Below are 24564 nucleotides of genomic sequence, written 5' to 3'. Positions count from 1 at the left end.
GTAAGATACAAAAACAATTATGGTATGAATAATTTTATGCATTTCCGAAAATAGATTCTTGCATCCCGAGAGTTAGTTTATCACACTCCCAGGATTAGTTTATTGAACCAAAAGATTATATGATAACAATTAAAACTTAACGATATGGATACCAAAAACTTAGAAAAGAAAATGGAAACGATCAGCCCATTCGAGCTGAAAAACCAATTGATCGATATGGCCGATGAAAGCCTGAAGAAAACTGCCCGCACGATGCTGAACGCAGGACGCGGTAACCCTAACTGGATAGCTACCACCCCTCGCGAAGCCTTCTTCCTCCTGGGACAGTTCGGACTGGAAGAATGTCGTCGCGTCATGAACCTCCCCGAAGGCATCGCCGGCATCCCGCAAAAAGCAGGCATTGCCTCCCGCTTCGAAGCCTTCCTCAAAAAGAACAACGCCGCCCACGGTGCCAAGCTCCTGGAGCAAACCTATAACTACCTGTTAATGCAACATGCCGCCGATCCCGACTCCCTGGTACATGAATGGGCAGAAGCCGTCATCGGCGACCAGTATCCTGTGCCCGATCGCATCCTGCACTTCACCGAAATACTGGTGCAAGATTACCTGTCGCAAGAAATGTGCGATAACCGCCCTCCACGCGGCACATTCGACCTCTTTGCCACCGAAGGCGGAACCGCCGCCATGTGTTACCTCTTCGACTCCCTCCAAGAGAACTTCCTGCTGGATAAAGGTGACGGCATCGCCCTGATGGTACCCGCTTTCACCCCCTACATTGAAATTCCGCAACTAAGTCGCTACCAGTTCAACATGATAGAACTACATGCCGACCGCATGACGGACGACGGATTCCACCTCTGGCAATACAATGACAAGGACATCGACCGCTTGAAAGATCCCGCCATCAAAGCGCTCTTCGTAACCAATCCCAGCAATCCACCCAGTTACGCCCTCAGCCCGGAGACGATGGCACGCATTGTTGATATCGTAAAGAATGATAACCCCAACCTGATGGTTATCACGGATGATGTATACGGCACATTCAGCCCACACTTCCGCTCATTCATGGCCGAACTGCCGCACAATACGCTTTGTGTCTATTCCTTCTCCAAATATTTCGGAGCTACCGGTTGGCGTGATGCCGTCATCGCCCTGCACGAAGACAACATCTACGACAAGCAAATCGCCCGCCTGCCGGAAGATAAACGCAATGCACTGAACCGCCGTTACTCAAGTCTGACTCTGCATCCCGAAAAAATGAAGTTCATCGACCGCATGGTAGCCGACAGCCGACAGGTTGCACTGAACCATACCGCCGGCCTGTCATTGCCCCAACAGATGCAAATGAGTTTATTCGCTTCCTTCGCCCTGCTGGATAAGGAAAACAAATATAAACTGAAGATGATGGAAATCATTGAAAAGCGTCTGCATGCCTTGTGGGATAATACGGGATTCACATTGATAAAAGACCCGCTCCGCGTAGGATATTATACAGAGATCGACATGCTGGTATGGGCAAAGAAATTCTATGGAGATGATTTCGTAGAATACCTGAAACGTACCTACAGCCCGCTGAACGTCGTATTCCGCCTGGCGAAAGAAACGTCTCTCGTCCTGCTGAACGGCGGTGGTTTCGATGGTCCGGAATGGAGCATACGCGCCTCGCTTGCCAACCTGAACGAAAAGGACTATGTGGTCATCGGCCAGGGCATCAAGCGGATTCTTGACGAATACGCAAAGGCATGGAAAAAGACTACGGAAAAATAATGCGGAACCGTGTCAACCCATCACTGTACGTACGCAAAGAGAACGTACACCCATGACGGGTAAGCACCTCGCGAATAAACACCAGACCGATTCCCTGCCCGTTCGGTTTGGTGGAAAAGAAGGGACTGAAGAGCTTTGCTTCAGTCTCTTTTGTTATACCGGGGCCATTATCTACCACTTCAATCGTGGTAGGAGCGATTGTACGGACTACAACCCTACCCTGCTGGATCGTTCCTTCGGGTGCATGCTCTATGCTTTCCGCAGCATTCTTGATAATATTCACCAATACCTGTTCCAAGAGTGCCGCATCAAAGCGTACCGGTTCCAACTTCGGATCACATTCCAGCCAGAGAAGGATATTCCGGTCGTTGCACATACCCTCCATAAAGCGTTTACACATGGAAGCCAGTTCATTCAGTTTGCCCGTAACCAAGGCGGGCTCAGGAATCTTCACGACATCGGCAAAACGGGTGATAAAGCGGCTCATAGAGAAGCAACGCTCGGTGCAAACGCGCATTACATCGCAGATATCCTCCATATCCTCTTCGGTGGAAAGGGCTTGCTCCACGGTATCGAGGGTAGATGTAATACCCGCCGTTGTATTATTCACCTCGTGGGCAATCATGCGGATCACCTTCTCATACGCTTTCTTTTCAGCACGCATCACCTCGTCCGTCATCTTCTCTATCAGATAGAAAGGATGATGAAAACCTCTGTCGATAAAGGAGGAATGGGTACATTTATAGATATTCGAGTCATTCAGACGCACCACTGCCGTCTGATCTTTTGAGATATTCGCCAGTTCTTCAGCCAAAGGAGAGTCTATATTCTCAATTTTCTTTCCCATAATCTCTTCCAGGCGTACTCCCATCATCTTCAATCCCATCGGATTAAGCTGGGATATTTCACCGTTCAGTGTGGTAATGACAACTCCCATCGGTGAAGCCTGGATAAGCAAGTCCAGAAAATGGTTTTGCTCGCGCAGACGCAAACGTTCGTTCTTCAATTGCTCCATCATACGGTTGAACACATTTACAATGCGGTCCGCCTCGTATTGCCCTACTTTGCTAAGCCTGCTGCTGAAATCCTGTTCGCGCAGCAATTCCATACCGCTGCCGATAATATTCATCGGTTTCACAATCTTACGGTAGAAGATAAACAGGAACACCAGGATAAATGCAATGATTCCCTCTACAATGTAGAGGTGCAACGGCTTCATCCCCTTTGCCAAGTAGAGAAGCACACCACCTAAACCCAGAAGGAAAAGGACAAGTATGGAGAAATAGAACTTTATTCTCACTTTTCTGTGACTGTTATATTAAACTTTTCCAGTCGGCGATAGAGCGCGGCACGACTGATGCCGAGCGTCATAGCTACCTGACTGAGATTTCCCTTATGGCGAGCGAGCGCCTGCAAAATAGTCTGACGCTCTATTTCATCCAGCGTCATGCCTGCCAGAGACGATGCGTCCGAAGCCTTCACCGGTTCATTAGGACGCAGATATTGTGCGTCAAAATCCGAAGCATCCAGCGTCGGCTTTCCGCTGACGAGGATCGTACGCTCTACCAGATTCTTCAATTCACGAATATTTCCCGGATAAGGCAAGCGGGAAAGGAAGTTCAAGGCATCTGCCGAGAATTCCGTACGGGGCAGTCCGTTAAGCTCTGCCTGGCGGTCGGCAAAGTGGCGTGCCAGCAAAGGAATATCTTCACGGCGTTCGCGAAGGGATGGCAACTTAACGGTTATCAGGTTGATACGATAAAACAAATCTTCGCGGAATGTACGTTCCGATACCATCTTGCGGAGGTCGGCATTGGTGGCGGATACCACCCGGATATCCGTCTTGCGGGGACGGCTGTCACCCAGCACTTCAAACGTCTGATCCTGTAATACACGGAGCAGTTTCACCTGACAGGAAGGATCGAGGTCACCGATTTCATCCAGAAAGATAGTACCCTTGTTGGCAAGTTCAAAGCGCCCTACACGGTCTGTTGTCGCATCCGTAAAAGCACCTTTCTTATGGCCGAACATTTCGCTTTCAAAAAGGCTCTGCGAAATACCGCCCAGGTTGACCTTTACAAACGGCTGTTTCACCCGCTGGCTGTTGATGTGGATGGCTTCGGCAATCAACTCCTTACCTGTTCCACTCTCACCGGTAATCAGTACCGAGGCATTGGTACGCGCAATGCGTGCCACCGTATTCAGCACTTCCATCAATCCCTGAGATTTTCCGATGATATGGCTGCGGTTCAGCGTCTCGCTCTGTTCTTCCGGTGCATCTTTTGGGACGGCAGTCAGTTCAAGGGCTGTCTCGATACGTTGCAGCAAAGCGGCATTGTTCCACGGCTTCGTGATAAAGTCGAACGCGCCCGCCTGCATACCCTGCACGGCAAGTTGTATACTTCCCCACGCCGTCATCAGGATAACAGGTACATCGGGGCGGAATATTTTCACTTGTTTCAGCAAAGTCAACCCCTCTTCTCCCGTTGTGGAAAGGGTGAAGTTCATGTCCATCAAAATGAGGGCAGGTGCCTCGGCACGCACCACATCCATTGCTTCGCGCGGTCCGGGAACAGTTTGCGCTTCATATCCTGCACGTTTCAGCATAAAACTGAGGGAAGAACGTACGGCACTATCATCGTCGATTATCAGTATCATAAGGTTTCGTTGTTTTATGGTTTGCAAAAATAAACGATTTCACACAGAAAGCACAGAATAACACTGTTTTTTTCAATAACAAGCGAAAAACGGTTATGAGTTATAAGTTATTATTCATAACTCATAACTCAAACTCAGTCTCTCACAATTTCTTCAAAATCCGCCTCCAGTTCACAATTCCGTTCAAAATCCCAAAGTGTCAGACTGCGGATTTGATAGAAATAGTACCAATAATAATAGAGCTCGGAAATATGTTTCTGCCTTGCTTCATCTTTTGATTTCTGTGCGTCGTTCAGGTCCAGCGTACTGATTTGTCCGATCATAAAGGTTTCCACACTGGTTTTATAACGTTTCTCGGCAATGCCGTCAGCTTCCTGTGCAATGCCCAATTGTTGTGCCTGATTATTGAAGTTCGCTACGAGCAGGAAAATATCCTGATTGAAGTCCATCTGTTCCTGCCGGATTCTGGAAAGCACCACTTCACGATTACTCTTTGCCACACGTACTTTTCCTCGGCGTTTTCCCCAGTCCAAGATAGGTACTTTCACACCTACCTGCACAATCTGATTATCAAGCAGCCCCTTGTAAGCGGAAGTCAAATCACGATCCTGCCCTGTATAACCCACACTGGCAAACAAGTCGATGCTGCGCAAATTGCCGCGAGCCGTAGCTACTTCATAGTCCGCTTCCAACTGGCGACGACGGATATTCTGTGCAAACGAGTTCCGATCCAGAGCCTTGCTCAATACAAGATTATATTCCATCTTCATATCCGGTGCAGAATTCGGCAACATCGGATTCAGATTCTCGTCTTCCGACAAACCGAGGAACGAACGCAACTGGAACATTTTCGCATTCAGGTTACTCTCCGCTTCCGTCACATCCGCCTTACCTTGCAAAGCATTCAGTTTCAACTGCAACAGGTCATTTTCAGAAATCTGCCCCATCTTGCGCTTTGCCACTGCTACTTCATAGAGGCGGTCGGCATTCACTTTATTCTGGTGAGCAGTTTTCAAATTTTCTTTTGCCAGCAGCAGATTGAAAAAATAAGTGATTGTCTTCATCGTTACCTGTTCCGTAGCAGTGATAAAGGCAGCTTTTGCTTCTGCATATCTCACCGGTTCGATACGACGGTTCCACTTCAGATTGTTCACTCCGAAAATAGGTTGCGACAATTCCAGGCTGACGGGGACGGACATAAACCGTTTATCTCCTCCGGATCCTAATTGCTTGATATATTCAAGAGAAGAAGCCAGTGACAGTTTACCGCCCGTAAACCATAAGTTCTGGTCTATGGAGAGCGTTCCGGAAAGTCCCAGCGTATTGTTACGCACGAATGAGTAGGAACCATCCGAGTTTTGATATCTGCTGTAAGATTTATTGTAATTGGGTAAAGTACCGTTCAGATTCACTTCCGGTAACAGGTCGGCACGGAAAGTACGATATTCCCAGTATGAAGTCTTCAATTCATTCAGCGCTACGGCGGCATCCACTGACTGGGTACGTGCCAAAGCTATCGCTTCATTTAAAGTGATGAGACGTTCACGTTCGTTTGTCAATGTATCGTTCTGTGCAAAAGCGGCGAACGGAAATAGCATCCAAGCTGCGAGTAAAATATTCCTTTTCATGTTTATCAAAAAATAGTTGTAAACAGAAAAGCAAAGAGCGTGCCAAAGCGTCAGGATGCTTCTGGGCAGGGGTGGGTGTTCATTATCGGACAGTGGGGATGTTCAGAAATGGACATCTTCTTTTTACAAAACAGGCTCCAGTATCTGATAATCTCTTATTGCCATCTTATTTGTTGCTACAAAATAGATCTTATGTTCCTTGAATAAACGGGTCTGTTCAATCAAATCTCCTACTATCATTTCATTAAAAGCAGTTTTATTCCGGCGGGGAAAAGAAATTACGGCATGTACCTTATTCGTGTCTGAAATCAAATTATGCTTTCTAAAATCCTGAATAGTAGAAACTAACTGGGATTTACACTTTTCCTTATAAACTGCAATATTCTTAGGTTTGCAGTCCTTTATCTCAACAAACATAATCCAGCATCCCTCATTACCGGACGAAGGAAAAAGACAACATTCACAATGTTCTATTTGCAATCCTTTATCATCCTTAAATTGGCAATCATCAAAAATAACATGATCAACAGACAACGATGTTGCATTATTCAATGTCAGACCATCCATTTCTGTCGTAGTTTCGGGAATAAAAGGGATTTTTGTATGTATTTCCACTTTTCTGGCAGACATGGTTCGTTCTGTAAAATCAACGATATGAAGTTCCTTTGCTTCAGTAGTAGCCACCTCACACAACGAATAAACTCCACAGATTCTATTCTTCATCCTCGTAATAATTAAGCAATGACAAATACTCTGTAGAATTCATTTTATAAGCCTGGTTCAAATAGTTATCTTCCAAGATGCCATCCTTATCCTGAATGCACTTCAAAGCACCTTCGTGAATCTCATAGATTGAAACTAACTTAGGATCTATCCACGCATTGCTCGAAGGATATTCCTTTCTCTTTTCATTCGGAATATTCTTTTCCACCAATTTCCCCATCAAACAATTATTCAATGCAAAAAGTATATAAGGACTATGTGTGGTGATCAATAATTTATGCCCTTCTTTCTTCAGGATTTCACGAATGATATAGTATGTAAAGTCTTGTTGTATATCAGGGAATAAGTTCTCTTCAGGCTCTTCTATAATCAGATCGCAACACTGAGTTTTGGTAAAATGATCAACAGTCTGATAAAACAAATCTTTTTCTCCCGGTCGAAAAACTCTGAAATGCTCATTTACGCCCTCACCTTCATGGAAAGTTTCCGAAGCAGCATCTATATCCGGATTCCTCCTTACATTTACACGGAATCTATCACGATAAATAATTTCTTTTAGCTCTTCGTAGATCACCTTATTATCAAAAGACACATGAGAATCCAGTTCATCTCTCAAATCATCATTCAGAAGCGTATGGCAAAGCAATAATAGCGGAACTACCGATTGCACTCCACTTGAAGAAGAAAACAATTGAATCTGCGTTCCATTATCCAAACGGATATAATCTTTATTACTTGATTTATCATAATAGTATTTAACCCCCAGAGAAAGGATATTCAAGGGTCTGTCAGCTGTGAATAGTTCGCGCATATTCCCCCAGTCCTCCATGAAGTTTGCAGTACTGGTGTCCGACATCTTTATAGTACTCCACTGTGGCAGCACGGAAATGATATTTCTCTCAGCCGGTATATAGGCTATTTTCTCCAGTTTGTACCCCCATCTCGTACTTTTCAGTTCAAAATCCGGAGAAGTTCCCAAACCTTTATATACCACCTTATAAACATCCGATTCATACTCCAGATATGAATCTTCGCGGATATATCCTTCCATTTTATGAAACGAAATTAAACGTTCCACAAATTTATCATCTTTGTATTTTACGAAGGACTGTTCCAGAGATACGCGTTTCTCCAGCCACGCACAATAGCTTACAATCTTAGCAATTGTACTTTTTCCACAGCTTTGCGGCCCCATGAAGATATTGATTTTATTCAAATCAAATTCCACTTCATTTATGGGGCCAATATTTTTAATAATCAGATGCGCCATTCCAATATAACTCTTAATGCCCTTAGATTTTATTTTCTATATCTATTTGACAAAGTTATGAAATTATCCGGTTATAGCAGTGAGAAAAAAGAATTAAATATTAAAGCACTCCCTTCGAACTTGGCAATTCAAAGTGATAGATATCCCTCTTCACCGCCATCTTTATAGCGCGGGCCAGCGCTTTGAAAATGCCTTCTATCTTATGGTGCTCGTTCTGGCCTTCCGCTTTGACATTCAGATTCATCTTGGCGGCATCGCTCAGGGATTTAAAGAAATGCAGGAACATTTCTGTCGGCATCTCACCAATCTTTTCACGATTGAATTCTGCATCCCATACCAGCCAGGGGCGTCCACCGAAATCCAGGCAAACCTGGCAAAGGCAGTCGTCCATCGTCAGGGCATAGCCATAACGCTCGATGCCACGCTTGTTGCCCAATGCCTGATAGATGCAATCGCCTAATGCAATCGCAGTATCTTCTATGGTGTGATGCTCATCCACTTCCAAATCACCTTTCACATGGATTGTCAGATCCAGACCGCCATGCTTACCTATTTGCTCCAGCATGTGGTCGAAGAAGCCCAGTCCGGTATGAATGTCGCAGATACCGTTACCATCCAGATTCAGAGACACGAAAATATCCGTTTCCTTTGTTGTGCGACGTACTTCCGCTTTGCGTTCTCCGGCAAAAAGAAATTCGGCAACTTTATCCCAATCTTTCGTGACAAGGGCACATACATCTTCCAAACCTTCGCAGGCAGCAGTTCCACCTTCTGATTCCGGTTTCAGTAATGTAGTATCATCCTGCAAATAAATGGCCCGGCAACCCAGATTCTTAGCCAGTTCCACATCCGTAGGGCGATCACCGATAACGAAACTTCCGGCAAGATCGTACTCCGGATTATTCAGATACTTCGTCAACATCCCTGTGCGCGGCTTCCGGGTAGGCGCCATATCTTCCGGCATACTACGGTCGATGAAGATTTCATCAAACGTAATCCCTTCACCCTCCAGCGTCTTCATCATCAGGTTATGCGCAGGCCAGAAAGTTTCTTCCGGGAAAGATGCCGTGCCCAACCCATCCTGATTGGTCACCATCGCAAACTCGAAATCCAATTTGCTACGGATGAAGCCGAGGTTACGCATCACTTTGGGATAAAACTCCAACTTTTCCAGCGAATCCAACTGGTAATCTACGGGCGGTTCAATCACCAAAGTCCCGTCACGGTCTATAAATAATACTTTCTTACTCATAGCTTTTCAATGCTTCTATCAGTTTATCATTCTCCATCCTCGTTCCTACCGTCACACGCAGGCAGTTGCCACAAAGCGATATAGAATTACGGTTGCGGACGATGATCCCCTCTCCTACCAGATAATTATAGATTTTCACCGCATCCGTCACCCGTGCCAGGAAGAAATTGGCATCAGACGGAAATACTTTCACCGTCAACGGCAGTTCAGAAAAACGTTTCTCCAAATTCTCGCGTTCCTCTTTCAGCCTCTTCACCCAACGCTCTATCTCATAGTACTTATGCAACATCTCTATTGCCTGTTTCTGAGTCAGTTGGTTCACATTATAAGGGTACTTTATCTTACTCAGGATACCGATGATTTCCGTAGAAGCAAACGCCATTCCCAGGCGGATAGCCGCACAGCCCCATGCTTTAGAAAAAGTCTGGAACACAACAAGATTCGGATATTTATCTAAATCCAGCAAGAACGACGGGGATTCTGAAAAGTCACTGTACGCCTCATCCAGTATCACCAGCCCTTCAAACTCACGCAGCAACTTCTCTATCTCACTGCGCAACAGATCGTTTCCGGTAGGATTATTAGGCGAGCACAGGAAAATCAGCTTCGTCCGTTCATCCGCAGCTGCCAGCAACTTGTCTGCCGAGAATTGAAAATGCTCGTCGAGCAAGACTTTGCGATACTCCACATTATTCACATCAGCACATACCTGATACATGCCGTAAGTGGGATCGATAGCCACCACATTGTCCACTCCCGGCTCACAGAAAGCACGGAAAACCAAGTCGATAGCTTCGTCGCTACCATTGCCCAGGAAAATATGCTCGGGAGACACCTTCTTTATCTTGGAAAGTTCCGTTTTCAGTTCCCACTGCATCGGGTCGGGATAGCGGTTGTGCGGCAGGTTGTACGGATTCTCGTTCGCATCGAGAAATACCGATGCCGTTACACCTTTATATTCATCACGTGCCGAAGAATAAGGTTTCAGCTTCCAGATATTCGGACGGGTCAGTTCTTGCAATGTTTTCATGATCTATAATATGATAAAGTATTGAAGACTAATTACGCGAATTACACAAATTTCATCTTTACCCTTATTCGTGTAATTCGTGTAATTCGTGTAATTTGTATTCTATATTGTTTTTAATCTCACTGTTACCGCATTTTTATGCGCATCCAGATGTTCGTTCGCCGCCATCTCTTCAATGGCAGGGCCGATATTCTTCATACCTTCCTGACGGATTTCCTGGAACGTAATCTTGCGGATAAAACTATCCAGGCTCACACCACTATAAGCTTTTGCATACCCATTTGTCGGCAAGGTATGATTCGTTCCCGAAGCATAGTCTCCCGCACTTTCCGGTGAGAGCGATCCCAAGAAAACGGAGCCCGCATTCACCACACGTTCTGCCACCTGCATATAGTCCGCAGTTTCCACAATCAGGTGTTCGGGCGCATATTCGTTCGTCAGTTCGATGGCCTCTTCCATATCTTTCACCACAATAAGCTTGCTGTTGGCAAGAGATTTCTCCGCAATTTCCTTACGGGGCAGAAGTTCCAACTGACGTTCCACCTCCTCTTTCACAGCTTGTTGCAAAACCTCCGAAGTGGTAATCAGCATTGCCTGACTATCCACACCGTGTTCTGCCTGGCTCAGCAGGTCCGCAGCTACAAATACCGGATTCGCTGTTTCATCCGCCAGCACTTCCACTTCCGACGGACCAGCAGGCATATCAATCGCCACATCACGCAGACTGACCAACTGTTTCGCTGCTGTCACATACTGGTTTCCCGGACCGAATATTTTGTAAACCTTCGGCACGCTTTCCGTTCCGTAAGCCATCGAAGCAATAGCCTGTACGCCACCTGCCTTGAATATCCGATTCACCCCTGCCACCTGTGCAGCAAAAAGAATAGCAGGATGCACCCTTCCTTCTTTATCCGGCGGTGTGCAAAGCACAATCTCCTTACAACCCGCAATCTTTGCAGGCACAGCCAGCATCAGCACCGTAGAGAACAGAGGAGCTGTTCCTCCGGGAATATACAATCCCACCTTTTCAATAGCCACCGCCTTTTGCCAGCACGTCACGCCCGGCATGGTTTCCACCTTCTTGCCTTCAAAGCGCTGTGCAGCATGAAAAGTCTCAATATTCTGTTTAGCCAGGCGGATAGCCGCCTTCAGCTTTTCATCCACCAGCGTCTCCGCTTCTTTCAGTTCCGCCTCCGTCACCGCCAGCGATGTCAGCTCCGCCTTATCAAACTTCGCCTCCATCTCCAGCACCGCACGGTCACCGTCCGACTTCACGCGGTCTATAATCCCCCGCACCGTATCGAACAGATTCTCAGTATTCATCACCGGACGTTTCAGTATCTCCGCCCACTGTGATCTATCCGGATTATTTATTAATTTCATATCATTTCATTTTTAATATTCATTCTACACCATCCTTCCTACACTATCACCCCTACACCATCACCCCGAATGGTCCCCCGGCCTCACTGTAGGAGCGTCAAACGCAGGTCGTATTTTCAGCGTCAAGAAGGGCAGGCTGTTTGAGCGTAGCGAGTTCCTGCCCTTTAGCTGAAAATGCTACCGGAGTAGCTCCGGAAGTGCAGCCTTGAGTTTTTCTTTTGGTATCTTTTCTTTTGTCTCAAGACAAAAGAAAAGTACATCACAATATCATTTTTTCAATCGGCAGCACCAAAATTCCTTCTGCCCCCAGCGACTTCAGCTTTCCGATAATCTCCCAGAAGCACTTTTCATCCAGCACCGTATGTACTGAGCACCAGCCCTCCTGTGCCAACGGCATCACCGTCGGACTCTTCATACCCGGAAGCACCTGGATAATCTCTTCCAACTGTTCCTTCGGTGCATTCATCAGCACATACTTCTTATCTTCCGCCGTCTTCACAGCATCCATACGGAAAAGCAACTCTTTCAGGATTTCTTTTTTCTCGTCGCACAGATTCCTGTTACCAATCAGCAGTGCTTCCGATTTCATCACCACTTCCACTTCTCTCAACCGGTTACTCACCAACGTAGAACCCGAACTAACAATATCAAAAATCGCGTCCGCCAGTCCGATGCCCGGTGCCACTTCTACCGAACCCGTAATCACGTGTATCTCCGCACTCACATTCTGTGTTTTCAGGAATGTGCTAAGAATACCCGGATACGACGTCGCAATCTTCCGTCCTTCAAACCACTGCACACCCGGATATTCGATATCCTTCGGAATTGCCAGTGACAAACGGCATTTGCTGAATCCGAGACGCTTTACAATCTCTGCATTTTCATTCTTCTCCACATATTCATTCTCGCCTACGATACCTATATCCGCCACGCCTGTTGCCACCGACTGCGGAATATCATCATCACGCAAAAATAATACCTCTACAGGAAAATTAGACGATTGTACCAGCAGTGAACGTTTCACTGCATTCAATTTGATATCCGACTCTCCCAGAAATGACATTGTCTCGTCATAAAGACGACCTTTAGCTTGTACTGCAATTCTTAATAACATAATCTTATTTATAATTTTACGATTTAACTACTCACAAAAACTAAACTAGACTTAACTAAACTCTTGAAAACAAAAAACGAGGCTTGCCACTATCCGGCAAGCCTCGTCATTTATATGTTTATTCATTATGCACATACAATCATACGCCTACCGATTATTCGTCAGGTAATGATGATGGTGATGATGTGCAACAATATTTTTCATACAATTCTTTTGTTTGATGCGACAAAAGTAAACTATCCGTTTGAAACTTCCAAAGATTTATCACAAAAAGTTTCATTTTCCTATCATTTTCTTAGTTTACGTTACAAATTACACTGATTTGCACAGATCAATTTATTATGGGAAAGAAAGGAATAAAAGAGTGATAAGGTGGTAAGGTGATAGGGTGATAAAGTGGCTGCGCTATATATCACAGAGCGTTATCCCACTATCACTTTATCACCCTACCACTTTATCACACTTTATTCATAACCCTCCAATAGTGAGCAAACTTAAATCAGCGGCAGAATCTCCTCCTTCTCCACATCGCAGTGATGAAAGTGCATTTCCTGCTCCGCCTTCTCCTTCGGGAAAGTGAAGTAAGTGCATACCGCCTCCGAGCACACCTCTCCCGCCTCATTATAAAGTTTCGCGTCAATAATCACAATATTCCGCTTCTGCTCGCGTATGGAAGCCCGCAACACGACATGCGAGTCTTTAGTCGATACCGGTTTACGAAAACGGGTTTCCATCTTCGAAGTCACCCCACTTGTCTGCAACTTACGCACTACCACCCATCCGCAAATTTCATCCAGCAACACCGACTGAATGCCACCATGCAACGTATTCAGCCAACCTTGATACTCCGGACGCGGCTTCCAGATGCTCACCACTTCGTCTCCATCCTCGTAAAACTCCATTTTCACACCGGACTCATTATTGGGAGCACAACCGAAACAATTGTATCCTTCCAAATCTTTCCATGGGTTAATAATCTTCTTCATACAATTTCGTTTTTATTTTTTTAATGGGTACGCGGACGACGCGGATAAAGCGGACGAACGCGGATTAATTATAATATGTATATTCACGTTCTTCGTACACCACCGGCACATCGTCTATATACTTGATTCTGATTTTCCAGTTTCCTTGGTTGTCATTATGGAATTTATAGACGTATTTCACTTCTTCGGTTTGCCCTTCCGGACGCTCTGTTCCGGAAATCAGTTCCCCTTTGGTATTGTACCGATACGTATGCTGGCTTTGAGATGTACCATCCGGTGAAAAATATTCCTCGAACACTACACGTCCCTGAAAATTATAGCCTCTCCGAACAGAGCCAACCGGATCAGATCCTTCGGGTTGCAACAGCACTTTCCGCTCTATTTGCTGCCCATAGGAATCATATATATAACGGAACTCACTACATTTTGTTCCATTCGTCAGGTAACCGACTTCCTGTACCATATTACCTTCTATGTCATAGCGATACACATCCCGCTGCATAATTTCACCCTTACCATCCAGTATTGAACAGTGCTTGAGGCGCCCTTCCTTATCGTATCCATAATTCTTGTTTACCGTCAGCACACCCGCCGGTGTATAATGGCTTTCTTTCGACAAATTCCCATTCTCATCATATTCATACTGAATCTTTTCCCGACATACTCCCGCTTCCGTGAACCGTTCCTCTTTTACTTTCCGTCCGTTTTCACCAAACTCGTAAACGAAGAACTGCCCTTTCTTCTCTCCCTTATCCACCGCCTGCGGACCTTTGGCGATGGCAACGTACGACCTTTGCTGTACCTTCTTCACTTTACCGCGCACGGGTATTTTCTCCCAGTCATTTCCACCGCCTGCATACTCTATATCTCTGCGGATAATGAAATTCGGTTCTCCTGAAGCATTGCAACCTTCAAAACGCTCTGTCCAGTTACCCGCTTCATCTATCTTCCGAATCGGATTCTTCTGATTATCATCTTTCACCACCCGCATCTTACCTAACTGTAGTGCACCCCTTCTTTTCAGCGTCAGTGTATCCCCCTTTCCAATCAGGTATTCTCCCACGCGTTCCATCTTTTCATCCGGACCACCCATCAGGATAATCTTCTCCGGCGTTCCATCCTCATTGTACAGCACTTGTCTGCCCGATGACCTCTTTTTCACATAGTCTTTGGAGTAGATTTTCAACATCTTTCCCGCTTCATCGTACAAGGCAGAAGTAATCTGGAGTGTATCTTCCTGTCCGTTCATATAGGCAATGCAATTCAGCCGTCCTTTTTCATCATACGTATAGCCCCAACAATCGCTGACTCCTTCATCCGCAGTTGCATAAATCTCGCGCGACACCTGTCCGGCAGAGTTATACACATACACCAGTTTACCGTGCGGACTGCCGTCCGGCTTCAGCCTGTTCTCTACCATCTTACGGCCTTTGCTGTCGTACTTCACGAATGTAATATAATCCACCACCTTACCGGTCACCCACGTAGTGTCCTTCAATAGCGGCTCATACACCACCGTACGTATGTTTTTAATGCCCGGCTGATCCTGGGCGCGAAGTGCAGCCGAACCGGCTGCCAATAGAAGAAGCAAACCAAATATTTTACATCCCTCAGAGATAAATCGGTGTCTCATATCCAATAGTGTTTTTCAATATGTTGCCACAAATATAACAATACTTCGACACGCACAAAAAAAGGCGGGGAGTTTTTTTACTCCCACGCCTCCGCTTTTACTTCAAAACAAGGACACTCTTTCGTCCTTTCTCAGGGATCTACAATGCCGTTGTAGTTTTTATCAGGACTCAAATCCCGGTGCCCCACCACCCGCGCCTCCGGATAACTCTGCAACAGATTGGCTATCAGTCGGTGCATGGCCTCTTTCTGCCGTAAAGTCCGCGTGTCGGCTGGACGTCCGTTCACATCCAGACCGCCCTCATAACATACTCCAAGACTATTCGCATTGTATCCACGGGCATGCGCTCCGGGCACATCTTCCGACCTCATCAACTCCACCTGTCCCGACTTTCGGATATAATAGTGATACCCCCACGATGAAAAGCCCCTGTAACGGTGCGCCGTATCCACGTCCTGCGCACTGAAATCACTGTCCGCCCTTGTGGCGGAACAGTGAATAATAATCAGATCAATCTTCCTCATAACTACCATTTATATCGTCATAGCATGTGCACTCAACGCCCCCAATAAAGCAGAAGCCATCGCAATAACAACTTTCAAAACAGTGTCCCAAGTAATCTTCTTCATAACGATCAGTTTTTAGTGATTTAATATTTAGTGATTCTATCCCAACGGATTTTCTTCAATCCCTCCATCAGCAGAACCACCCGATTCGGATGACTGCATGCTTCGCGTCACCACACGTGTGTACGCCATCGTCTTCGTGATGTCCGTCAGCCCCTTGCCGGGACGGAAGTTGATACGTGATTTCTTAATCATGGATAGCGTGAAATCTTCCGCCTTTTCTGCACCCTTACTGCTGACGCCCATCTGCATAGATCCCAGATCTCCCAACCTGACAATGCGCCCCGCTTTCAGGGCACGCTTCGCCTCATAGATGATGCCCGCCAGTGCAGCACGTACATCAGTTTCCGTACACGTGGTACGTCCGGTTATCGCTTCGCACATTTCGTCGAAGTCCAACTCGCCCGAAGCCTGCGCCAGGGCATAATACTTTGCGGGCTCACTCTTCTTGGAAGGATTTTTACGAGCCACCACTGAATAATTCATGGATGTTGCCATATCAATTAAATTTTTAAAGTGAATGTAAATCACCGATTTACATTGCAAATCTACCGGATGGCAGATACCCCTCAGTCGCCAATGAAGCTTTACGAATATTATTGAAACAAACACGTCCCAAAGCTTTCACCAACCGTTTATTTTTAGTAAATTTACGTCACATTAAGAATCAATAAATACAAGAAAATGAAAGAAGAAAAAAGCACTTTCACAGTGCGCAGTTACACAAAATCGGAACTGGCTCATCTTTACAATCCACAACTAACCCTTAAAAACGCCACCCAAGTACTTCGCCGCTGGATACTCCACAACGCCGAACTTCACGCAGAACTGATTCATTTGGGTTATCAGGACCGGAACCACATTTTCACGCCCCGCCAAGTAAAAGTAATAGTCGACTACCTGGGCGAACCTTAAACTTAACTTTACGCGAAAAGCCAAAAGTTATTTCCTGTTATCGGACACATCTGTTAATTTGCAACAAAATTTATACAAACAATGAAGTATTCATATTATCAAAACAAAAAACAACCACCCTGCGCCGAAGTAACCGACGAAGAAGTGGCCAACCTCATCCGCCACGATGAAAAACTGGCACACATGACTCTTGACATCCGACAGCATATCACTGCCAATGACATCGCAACCGCCGATTCCATAAAAGGAGAACTTCCCTCCGTCACCTTCTCCGCCCGCTTCACCGGTGGACGCCGATACGACAAACTCAGTGAGTACAACGGAGAAATCGTCCTCGACCTCGACAAGAAATCCCCCGAAGAACTGGCACGCATCTCAAAGGCAGTCACCGGAAATCCGCATACCCACATCAGCTTTACCAGTCCGAAGGGCAACGGTTACAAACTGACCACAATCACCAGTCTGCCCGATGGCACCCTGCCGCAATCTCCCGAAGAAGTCCGCAACTACCATGCGCATGCCTACGACCAGGTTGCCGCACTCTACGAAGAGCTTTGCCAAACGGACATCGACGAATCGGGCAAAGACATGACGCGTATCTGCTATCTGCCTCACGATGAGAACATCTATCTGAACCCTAATCCGCAAGTTCTCATCGTCGATCTCAACCGCCCTCTCAGAGAAAAGAAAAAGAAAACTCCCGGACGGAAAAAGTCTTCAGGAACAACTACAGAAAAGCCTCCGTACCAAAAGCCTTCGGACAACATCTCTTATCCTCAAAGCGAAAGTCGTTCCCTGCTCGCCCTCCTTCTTTACTATCACGATCACAAAAACAAGTACGAAGAAGGCAACCGCAACAACTATCTGTTCCGGCTAACCTGCACATACAATGCTTACGGCATCCCCAAAGAAGAAGTCACCCCTTTCCTGCGCCTCAACTTCACCGATATGCCGCCCGAAGAAATAGATTCCCTGACGGACAGTGCCTATCAGCATACGGACGAATTTAACACACGTAAGTTGAGAACCTCGCAATGGAACTTCCTCCGCATCGGACAGTATATCAACAGTCATTACGAAACGCGCTACAACCAGATGAAGCACCGCATGGAATGTCGCAAAAAGGGTGAAGAGGATTTCGTCATGCTAGATGACATGGTAAGTAACAGCATCTGGATGGAGCTGAACGAAGCCGGTTATCCTTGCAGCGTCAAGAACATGAAGAACCTGATCTACTCCGATTTCAGTTTCTCCTACCATCCCATCCGCGAGTATATGAATCACCTGCCTCAATGGGACGGTATCGACCACATCGGCCGCCTTGCCGAAAGTGTCCACACCATCCCTGCCCAAAGAGAATTCTGGCTGAAAGGTTTCAGGCATTTTCTGGTAGGTATGGTAGCCGCCGCCACGCAAGAAGAGGTAGTGAACCACCTTTGCCTCCTGCTATGCAGCAAGCAGAACCTGGGAAAAACGACTTTCATCAACAAAATTCTGTCAAATGACTTACGAACCGATTATCTCAGCACCGGCATCATCTCCGCCGGAAACAAGGACGACCTCTCCCGCATGGCGGAATTTATGCTCATCAACTTCGATGAGTTCGAGGGTATGACGGGGCACGAACTCAGTCTGCTGAAGGATCTTATCACCCGGAAGTTTATCAGCATCCGCCTGCCTTATGCCCGCCATACTCTGAACCTGCCCCACTGGGCATCCTTTGCCGGTACCTGCAACTACCCGCAAGTGTTGTACGATCCTACCGGCAACCGCCGCTTCCTCTGCTATGAAATCGAAAAGATAGACCGCTACGAAATCGACTACCCACAGCTCTACGCTCAAATCAAGCATCTGCTGGACACCGGCTATCGCTACTGGTTCGAAGCCGATGAAAATGATGAGATAGAGCGCAACAACAAGCCTTTCATCTTTCAGACTCCCGAAGAGGAAATGCTACTGACACACTTTCGCAAACCGGAGCGCTTCGAAAGCTTCAAGTATATGACGGTGAGCGAAATAGCGGAAGAAATCAGAAATAGAACCGGCTATCAATATAACCATGCCGGAAAAATCCTGTTAGGGAAGATTCTCACCAAATATGGCTTCCAGTATGTTACAAGCAAGAATATGAGGCGCTACGAGGTAATACTTCTGGAAGCGGAGAGTGTGAGGAATAACCAGTTGTATCAGTGACGCAAGCTAAATCAAAACTGTGCCAAAACGAACAATTTTGAAAAATAATAATTATCTTTGAAGCTATAAAAGAAAAAATGTGTGTTTATGGAATATAATGCATTGCTGCGCAAGCTTCCTATCGGAATACAAACTTTTGCGGATATCCGCCAAGGCAATTATCTATATGTGGATAAGACTGCGCTTGTTTGGCGTATTGCCAATACAGGCAAGCCTTATTTCCTGAGTCGTCCGCGCCGTTTTGGCAAGAGTCTACTTCTGTCCACTTTTGAGACTTACTTCAAAGGCCAGAAGGAACACTTTGAAGGACTTGCCATTGAGAAGATGGAAACGGAATGGAAGAAATTTCCCGTACTACATCTGGATTTGAATGCCAAAAAATATGAAACTCCAGCTGACCTGATAGCGATGCTCAACCAAGCATTGGAAAAATGGGAAGCAGTGTACGGAAATGAAAAAAAGGATCGTAGCCCCGAAGAACGCTTTGCATATGTCATAGAACGCGCCTACGAACAGGCAGGTTGTGGTGTAGTGGTCTTAGTGGACGAGTACGACAAACCTCTGTTGCAAGCCCTCGATAATGATGCCCTACTGGAAGATTATCGCAAAACTCTAAAAGCTTTTTACGGCGTACTGAAAAGTGCCGACCGCTACCTGCGTTTTGCTTTCCTTACGGGAGTTACTAAATTCTCGCAAGTCAGTGTGTTCAGCGATCTGAATCAACTGAATGATATCAGCCTTGATTATTCTTATGCCACAGTATGTGGCATCACCCGGACAGAGTTGGTTGAAACCTTTACGCCCGAGATAGAAGAATTCGGTAGGGTCAACAAGCTGTCTGCAGAAGAAACCGTAGACAAAATGGCACGTCAATATGATGGCTATCACTTTCATCCAAAAGGAGACGGAGTCTTTAATCCTTTCAGCTTGTTGAATGCTTTCAGTAAACGGGAATTAGGAGATTACTGGTTTCAGACAGGAACCCCGACTTTTCTGGTTGAAATGCTGCGGAAGTCAGAATATGACCTTCGTATCTTACTTGATGGCATCGAAGCTCCGGCTTCTATGTTCTCTGAGTATCGTGTAGAAGCCAATAATCCGATTCCGTTGATTTATCAGAGTGGTTATCTTACTATAAAGGATTATGACAAGGAATTCGGCAACTATTTGTTGCTGTTCCCAAACGATGAAGTTCGTTACAGTTTCATCAATTTTCTGGTACCATTCTATACTTCAATGACAAACAGCGACCAGGGGTTTTATATCGGTAAATTTGTGCAAGAGTTACGTGCAGGCGATTACAATGCCTTCCTCACCCGCCTACAAGCCTTCTTTGCCGATTTCCCCTATCAACTGAACGCGAAGACCGAACGTCATTACCAAGTCGTTTTCTATTTGGTTTTCAAACTGATGGGACAGTTCACCCAAGCAGAAGTTGAAAGTGCTACAGGACGTGCAGATGCCGTAGTAAAAACCCCTAAATACATTTACGTCTTTGAATTCAAACTGAACGGTACAGCCGAAGAAGCCCTGCAACAGATTGAAGACAAAGGTTATCTGATTCCTTATCAGGCTGACGGACGTGAAGTGATAAAACTTGGAGTAGAGTTCAGTGCGGAAGAGCGTAATATCAGCCGTTGGCTAAATGTGATGTAGGTTATCAGTCTAAATATTATTAGCAGTTAGGTCAGGTTAGGTTACTTTTACAACTTCCCCTATACACTTAAATTTCAGAAAGTAATTACTTTCTATTTTTATTCTTTCTCACGAAAGTTTTAAAAGTAACCTAACTCTACCTAACTGATCTTATAAAAAAACTATCATGTTGTATTTTACTTTAGCATTAATTCCGTAATTTCGTGAGTTCAATCATTAATGACACATCAAAAATGACTCAAGAAATAAACAGTAACATCCGAATCATTCATGTTGTAAACGGTCCTATAACGGAGACCATCACCATTCGTCCTATCGAAGAAAAAGATAATAAGGAAATAGCTGCCCTAATACGCAAAGTCTTTGAAGAATTTGATGCGCCTAAAACAGAAAGTGTATATAGTGACCCGCTGACGGACAGATTGTTCCAAAGTTTCTACCAACATCCCCGAGCCGGGTATTGGGTTGTGGAATACAATAGCAGCATAGTAGGAGGTTGCGGTTTTTATCCGACAGAAGGATTAGATACGGATTGTGCCGAAATAGTTAAGTTCTACCTTTCTCCTTTGCTCAGAGGGAAGAAAGTAGGTTCTACCCTGCTCAATATGGTCGAAGAGAAAGCCAAAGAAAGTGGATATAAGCAACTCTATATCGAATCATTTCCTCAATTTCAAAATGCAGTCTCCCTATACGAACGTAAAGACTTCCGGCATTTAGAGTCACGGTTAGGCAATTCCGGACATACCGCCACTACAATCCATATGATAAAAGACATATAGGAATAAAAGCAAGGAAATATCCTCCGGAAAGTTGGCGGAAAGATTTAAAAAAGCGGCGAAAGATTTGGAAAATACCGTCCTATTTTTCAAATCTTTCGCCGTCATTATATCACTATCTCACAGCAAAAGTGTAAATCATCTGTATTACTTCGTTTTGTATAGAACTATCCCCGTTTTGTTTAGTCATCTATTAAATGATGCCCCATATCTTTGCCTATCATATTTCAAATGAAACAATTCATCATTTCTATGTTGATGGGAATATGAATATTTGAGGTAAAGAATAATAGATCAATAAATTTAAAGTATAACAAAATGGATAACAAAGTCATTCTCATTACAGGAGCATCAGACGGTATCGGTAAAGAAACCGCCAAAGCTCTTGCAAAGCAAGGACATACGATCATCATGCACGGTCGTAATCCTCAGAAAACCAAATCAGCATACGAAGAGGTCAAGACGAAATCGGGCAATAACAATATAGAGTATCTGGTTGCCGATTTTCTATCACTTGCTGAAATCAAACGTTTTGCAGATAATATCAAGCAGAAATACGACCGCTTGGACGTACTTGTGAATAATGCCGGAGCACAGTTTACGGGCAAAAGAGAAACAACGGCTGAGGAACATGAGAAAACAATGTCCATCAATGTTTTCGCTCCGCACCTACTGACTATCCTTCTGTTGCCCCTTCTAAAGAAAAGTCCGTCAGCAAGGGTAGTAACTGTTGCCTCGGCAGCACATAAAATGGCTGGTAAACCTACTCTCAGCGATATTGAATTGAAAAATAATTATTCTATGGGCAAAGCATACGGCCTATCGAAGCTATATGTGATCTGGATAATGAGGCACTTTGTATCTGAAATGGCAAAGGCAGGTATCGGCAATATCACGTTCAATACCGTACACCCGGCTTCTGCAACATCTAGTCTTGGGCGTGAATCCACAAAGTCATTGACTACTAAAATCATATACTTTCTTTGGAGGCCGCTTATGAAAACAGCAGCAGAAGGAGCAACCAGCAGCATTTATGCCGCAACCTCTCCCGATTTGGAAGGCATTACCGGTAAATATTACGGATTGAAAGGCGAAGAAAAGCCCAGTGATAAATTTTATTCGCCCCAAAACGAACAGATAGTTTGGGATTACAGTATGAACATAATAAAACCATATTTATGAAAGCAACCCTTATCGCACTACTTATCCTGATAGTACTTTCAGCCATAATCTTTGCTCCGCGAATTTATAAAGACGTCAAAAAGAAACGGAATTATGCGAATACTTATGCTATCCAGAACGTCGGTACTGGCAAGGATATCAGAGTACATAATGCAGGAAACGATGAAGGCACAAAGATCATTCTTTACAATCATAATAATTGGGAATGCATCACATGGCAACTCATCGAATTGGAAGATTATGCGTACCTGCTTAAAAATCTTTATACGCAAAAAACCTTCGAACCGTCAGCACCCCCCGAACCGGGTGTAAACCTGTGGCAACAAACATTAGGTGGAAGTCATTTTCAATATTGGGAGTTCATCAAACAGCCGAATGAAACTTATTTGATACGATTAAAAGATTCCGAACTGTATCTGACCATTACCTCTGATGAGAACAATTCAGATATAATTCTTATGCCGAAACAGGATTCGGACAATCAGCGGTGGAAGTTGATACGTCAAAATCCTATTATATAGTGTGGTATGCCAGAAATTAAAAAATATGTTATCTTTGTAGATGTCAAATACATTAATGACTGAGATCATGGAATCCAATGAAATAATCAAAATAAATACAATTGAAGAGTATACAGAACTCTTCGGCTGTCCGGCTACCAATCATCCGTTAATAAGCATTAATCGCCTGACAGATGTAAAGGAGTTTATTCCTATTGGAAATCCTGTGCAACTTAATCTATATACCATTACAATAAAAGACGGTTCAACCTGTAATGCAAAATATGGTTGGCGGGATTATGATTTCAAGAAAGGAGCAATAAGCTTTTTCGCTCCGGGACAAATACATTCCTGGAATGAAAAAACAGAAAATTCGGGCAGATGGGGGTGGTTGCTGACATTCCATCCTGATTTTGTTCGCAAATATCCGTTGGGGATGAAGATTGGCAAATTAAAGTTCTTTTCTTATGAAACGAATGAAGCTTTGCATATGTCAGAGGCGGAACGGTTGATAATTGAAGGAGTAATGGAGAATATGGAAAATGAATACCAGCGAAATATAGACGAACATACACAGGATATAATTGTCTCCCAGCTGGATGTCCTATTGAATTATTCCGAACGTTTTTACACCCGGCAGTTTCGGACACGAAACAGTGTTGAATCGGATGTGCTGACACGCTTTCAGTCCGTACTTCATAATCATTTTGAAAAAGACAAAGAGAAACTCATTACAGCTGCCGACATTGCCTCGGAATTATCCATGTCTACACATTATTTGAGCGATATGCTCCGAAGCCTTACAGGTTTGAATACACAACAACATATTCACATCTATTTGATTGAAAGGGCCAAAAACTTATTACTGAGTACCAATTTGTCCGTAAATGAAATAGCCTTTTTACTCGGATTTGAATATCCACAATATTTTAGCCGTTTGTTCAAAAGTAAAACCGGACAAACTCCTGTTGAGTTTCGTAATATGAATTAAAAATTATGAATAAAGAAGATTTTCTCAGAGAACACGCTTCGCCCACTCCATCCCGTTGGCGGGAAGAAGCTGAATACAGAATAGCAAATAAATCATGGCTTCGCTATTCTCAGAAAATAGCTATGCAGATGCTTGATAAAATGGAGCAAATGAAAATAACCCAAAAGCAACTGGCTGAAAGGATGAATTGTAGTCAACAATACATTTCTAAAATACTGAAAGGTAAAGAAAATCTTTCGTCAGAAACGCTGACTAAAATAGAAAATGCATTAGAAGGGTAG

General features: G+C 44.7%; 23 protein-coding genes. 9 read left to right on the top strand and 14 right to left on the bottom strand.

The window, feature by feature from the left end; translation table 11 throughout:
- Positions 1 to 144: 144 nt before the first annotated feature.
- A complete protein-coding gene (aspD, locus tag K429_RS0106480) occupies positions 145 to 1767 on the top strand; it encodes an aspartate 4-decarboxylase (RefSeq protein ID WP_025726405.1) in 1623 nt (540 codons plus the stop codon).
- Here the strand turns inward: aspD and K429_RS0106475 are convergent.
- The 14 genes from K429_RS0106475 to K429_RS0106410 form a co-directional block, all read right to left on the bottom strand.
- Positions 1754 to 3067 carry a PAS domain-containing sensor histidine kinase gene (locus K429_RS0106475; protein WP_007214509.1) on the bottom strand — a complete coding sequence of 438 codons (1314 nt, stop codon included), beginning with the start codon at positions 3065 to 3067 and terminating at the stop codon, positions 1754 to 1756. The genes aspD and K429_RS0106475 overlap by 14 nt on opposite strands.
- Positions 3064 to 4425 carry a sigma-54 dependent transcriptional regulator gene (locus tag K429_RS0106470; protein ID WP_025726404.1) on the bottom strand — a complete coding sequence of 454 codons (1362 nt, stop codon included), beginning with the start codon at positions 4423 to 4425 and terminating at the stop codon, positions 3064 to 3066. Before K429_RS0106470 ends, K429_RS0106475 begins: the two co-directional genes overlap by 4 nt.
- A gap of 134 nt (positions 4426 to 4559) precedes the next feature.
- The gene (locus tag K429_RS0106465) at positions 4560 to 6053 is read right to left on the bottom strand and encodes a TolC family protein (protein ID WP_007214511.1); all 1494 of its coding nucleotides are present in this window, start codon (positions 6051 to 6053) and stop codon (positions 4560 to 4562) included.
- A 123-nt stretch (positions 6054 to 6176) separates the two neighbouring features.
- Positions 6177 to 6776 carry a hypothetical protein gene (locus K429_RS29365; RefSeq protein ID WP_052340632.1) on the bottom strand — a complete coding sequence of 200 codons (600 nt, stop codon included), beginning with the start codon at positions 6774 to 6776 and terminating at the stop codon, positions 6177 to 6179.
- The gene (locus tag K429_RS0106455) at positions 6766 to 8046 is read right to left on the bottom strand and encodes an AAA family ATPase (protein WP_025726402.1); all 1281 of its coding nucleotides are present in this window, start codon (positions 8044 to 8046) and stop codon (positions 6766 to 6768) included. Before K429_RS0106455 ends, K429_RS29365 begins: the two co-directional genes overlap by 11 nt.
- A gap of 100 nt (positions 8047 to 8146) precedes the next feature.
- Positions 8147 to 9298, bottom strand: a complete 1152-nt coding sequence (gene hisB, locus K429_RS0106450) for a bifunctional histidinol-phosphatase/imidazoleglycerol-phosphate dehydratase HisB (RefSeq protein WP_022210686.1) — start codon at positions 9296 to 9298, stop codon at positions 8147 to 8149.
- A complete protein-coding gene (gene hisC, locus K429_RS0106445) occupies positions 9291 to 10328 on the bottom strand; it encodes a histidinol-phosphate transaminase (protein WP_022210685.1) in 1038 nt (345 codons plus the stop codon). Before hisC ends, hisB begins: the two co-directional genes overlap by 8 nt.
- Positions 10329 to 10430: 102 nt before the next feature.
- The gene (gene hisD / locus K429_RS0106440; protein WP_025726401.1) at positions 10431 to 11711 is read right to left on the bottom strand and encodes a histidinol dehydrogenase; all 1281 of its coding nucleotides are present in this window, start codon (positions 11709 to 11711) and stop codon (positions 10431 to 10433) included.
- 259 nt (positions 11712 to 11970) lie between these two features.
- Complete coding sequence (gene hisG / locus K429_RS0106435) at positions 11971 to 12825, bottom strand: ATP phosphoribosyltransferase (protein ID WP_025726400.1); 855 nt, start codon at positions 12823 to 12825, stop codon at positions 11971 to 11973.
- 494 nt (positions 12826 to 13319) lie between these two features.
- Entirely contained in the window at positions 13320 to 13811 is a 492-nt protein-coding gene (locus K429_RS0106430; protein ID WP_025726399.1) for a PaaI family thioesterase, read from the bottom strand.
- Between the two features lie 64 nt (positions 13812 to 13875).
- Positions 13876 to 15444, bottom strand: coding sequence for a hypothetical protein (locus tag K429_RS0106425; protein WP_025726398.1), 1569 nt, complete (start codon positions 15442 to 15444; stop codon positions 13876 to 13878).
- 131 nt (positions 15445 to 15575) lie between these two features.
- Positions 15576 to 15968 (bottom strand): N-acetylmuramoyl-L-alanine amidase, encoded by a 393-nt coding sequence (locus tag K429_RS28495; protein WP_044096390.1) that lies wholly within the window; start codon positions 15966 to 15968, stop codon positions 15576 to 15578.
- Between the two features lie 9 nt (positions 15969 to 15977).
- Positions 15978 to 16073: a smalltalk protein gene (locus tag K429_RS30215; protein ID WP_022210678.1), complete on the bottom strand. Its 96-nt coding sequence runs from the start codon at positions 16071 to 16073 to the stop codon at positions 15978 to 15980.
- A gap of 36 nt (positions 16074 to 16109) precedes the next feature.
- A complete protein-coding gene (locus tag K429_RS0106410) occupies positions 16110 to 16568 on the bottom strand; it encodes an HU family DNA-binding protein (RefSeq protein ID WP_025726397.1) in 459 nt (152 codons plus the stop codon).
- A 186-nt stretch (positions 16569 to 16754) separates the two neighbouring features.
- Between K429_RS0106410 and K429_RS0106405 the strand changes: the two genes are divergently transcribed.
- The 8 genes from K429_RS0106405 (at position 16755) to K429_RS28490 (ending at position 24564) form a co-directional block, all read left to right on the top strand.
- Complete coding sequence (locus K429_RS0106405; protein ID WP_025726396.1) at positions 16755 to 16985, top strand: DUF4248 domain-containing protein; 231 nt, start codon at positions 16755 to 16757, stop codon at positions 16983 to 16985.
- 81 nt (positions 16986 to 17066) lie between these two features.
- On the top strand, positions 17067 to 19178 hold the full coding sequence (locus K429_RS0106400; RefSeq protein ID WP_025726395.1) for a BT4734/BF3469 family protein: 2112 nt from the start codon (positions 17067 to 17069) through the stop codon (positions 19176 to 19178).
- A gap of 87 nt (positions 19179 to 19265) precedes the next feature.
- Positions 19266 to 20834, top strand: a complete 1569-nt coding sequence (locus tag K429_RS0106395) for an ATP-binding protein (protein ID WP_025726394.1) — start codon at positions 19266 to 19268, stop codon at positions 20832 to 20834.
- A 233-nt stretch (positions 20835 to 21067) separates the two neighbouring features.
- On the top strand, positions 21068 to 21613 hold the full coding sequence (locus K429_RS0106390) for a GNAT family N-acetyltransferase (RefSeq protein ID WP_025726393.1): 546 nt from the start codon (positions 21068 to 21070) through the stop codon (positions 21611 to 21613).
- Between the two features lie 315 nt (positions 21614 to 21928).
- On the top strand, positions 21929 to 22792 hold the full coding sequence (locus tag K429_RS0106385) for an SDR family NAD(P)-dependent oxidoreductase (protein WP_025726392.1): 864 nt from the start codon (positions 21929 to 21931) through the stop codon (positions 22790 to 22792).
- On the top strand, positions 22789 to 23313 hold the full coding sequence (locus tag K429_RS0106380; protein ID WP_025726391.1) for an RICIN domain-containing protein: 525 nt from the start codon (positions 22789 to 22791) through the stop codon (positions 23311 to 23313). Before K429_RS0106385 ends, K429_RS0106380 begins: the two co-directional genes overlap by 4 nt.
- 67 nt (positions 23314 to 23380) lie before the next feature.
- Positions 23381 to 24283: an AraC family transcriptional regulator gene (locus tag K429_RS0106375; RefSeq protein ID WP_025726390.1), complete on the top strand. Its 903-nt coding sequence runs from the start codon at positions 23381 to 23383 to the stop codon at positions 24281 to 24283.
- Between the two features lie 5 nt (positions 24284 to 24288).
- A complete protein-coding gene (locus K429_RS28490; RefSeq protein ID WP_044096388.1) occupies positions 24289 to 24564 on the top strand; it encodes a helix-turn-helix transcriptional regulator in 276 nt (91 codons plus the stop codon).

It is taken from the genome of Bacteroides sp. 14(A) (assembly GCF_000526555.1).
GTDB lineage: Bacteria > Bacteroidota > Bacteroidia > Bacteroidales > Bacteroidaceae > Bacteroides > Bacteroides cellulosilyticus.
The sequence above is the reverse complement of the archived record's forward strand: the minus strand, read 5'-3'. Positions and strand labels throughout refer to the sequence as shown.

Coding starts and splice junctions, on each gene's coding strand:
- aspD (WP_025726405.1), top strand. CDS start 145: ATGGATACCAAAAACTTAGAAAAGAAAATGGAAACGATCAGCCCATTC.
- K429_RS0106470 (WP_025726404.1), bottom strand. CDS start 4,425: ATGATACTGATAATCGACGATGATAGTGCCGTACGTTCTTCCCTCAGT.
- K429_RS0106465 (WP_007214511.1), bottom strand. CDS start 6,053: ATGAAAAGGAATATTTTACTCGCAGCTTGGATGCTATTTCCGTTCGCC.
- K429_RS29365 (WP_052340632.1), bottom strand. CDS start 6,776: ATGAAGAATAGAATCTGTGGAGTTTATTCGTTGTGTGAGGTGGCTACT.
- K429_RS0106455 (WP_025726402.1), bottom strand. CDS start 8,046: ATGGCGCATCTGATTATTAAAAATATTGGCCCCATAAATGAAGTGGAA.
- hisB (WP_022210686.1), bottom strand. CDS start 9,298: ATGAGTAAGAAAGTATTATTTATAGACCGTGACGGGACTTTGGTGATT.
- hisC (WP_022210685.1), bottom strand. CDS start 10,328: ATGAAAACATTGCAAGAACTGACCCGTCCGAATATCTGGAAGCTGAAA.
- hisD (WP_025726401.1), bottom strand. CDS start 11,711: ATGAAATTAATAAATAATCCGGATAGATCACAGTGGGCGGAGATACTG.
- hisG (WP_025726400.1), bottom strand. CDS start 12,825: ATGTTATTAAGAATTGCAGTACAAGCTAAAGGTCGTCTTTATGACGAG.
- K429_RS0106430 (WP_025726399.1), bottom strand. CDS start 13,811: ATGAAGAAGATTATTAACCCATGGAAAGATTTGGAAGGATACAATTGT.
- K429_RS0106425 (WP_025726398.1), bottom strand. CDS start 15,444: ATGAGACACCGATTTATCTCTGAGGGATGTAAAATATTTGGTTTGCTT.
- K429_RS28495 (WP_044096390.1), bottom strand. CDS start 15,968: ATGAGGAAGATTGATCTGATTATTATTCACTGTTCCGCCACAAGGGCG.
- K429_RS30215 (WP_022210678.1), bottom strand. CDS start 16,073: ATGAAGAAGATTACTTGGGACACTGTTTTGAAAGTTGTTATTGCGATG.
- K429_RS0106410 (WP_025726397.1), bottom strand. CDS start 16,568: ATGGCAACATCCATGAATTATTCAGTGGTGGCTCGTAAAAATCCTTCC.
- K429_RS0106405 (WP_025726396.1), top strand. CDS start 16,755: ATGAAAGAAGAAAAAAGCACTTTCACAGTGCGCAGTTACACAAAATCG.
- K429_RS0106400 (WP_025726395.1), top strand. CDS start 17,067: ATGAAGTATTCATATTATCAAAACAAAAAACAACCACCCTGCGCCGAA.
- K429_RS0106395 (WP_025726394.1), top strand. CDS start 19,266: ATGGAATATAATGCATTGCTGCGCAAGCTTCCTATCGGAATACAAACT.
- K429_RS0106390 (WP_025726393.1), top strand. CDS start 21,068: ATGACTCAAGAAATAAACAGTAACATCCGAATCATTCATGTTGTAAAC.
- K429_RS0106385 (WP_025726392.1), top strand. CDS start 21,929: ATGGATAACAAAGTCATTCTCATTACAGGAGCATCAGACGGTATCGGT.
- K429_RS0106380 (WP_025726391.1), top strand. CDS start 22,789: ATGAAAGCAACCCTTATCGCACTACTTATCCTGATAGTACTTTCAGCC.
- K429_RS0106375 (WP_025726390.1), top strand. CDS start 23,381: ATGGAATCCAATGAAATAATCAAAATAAATACAATTGAAGAGTATACA.
- K429_RS28490 (WP_044096388.1), top strand. CDS start 24,289: ATGAATAAAGAAGATTTTCTCAGAGAACACGCTTCGCCCACTCCATCC.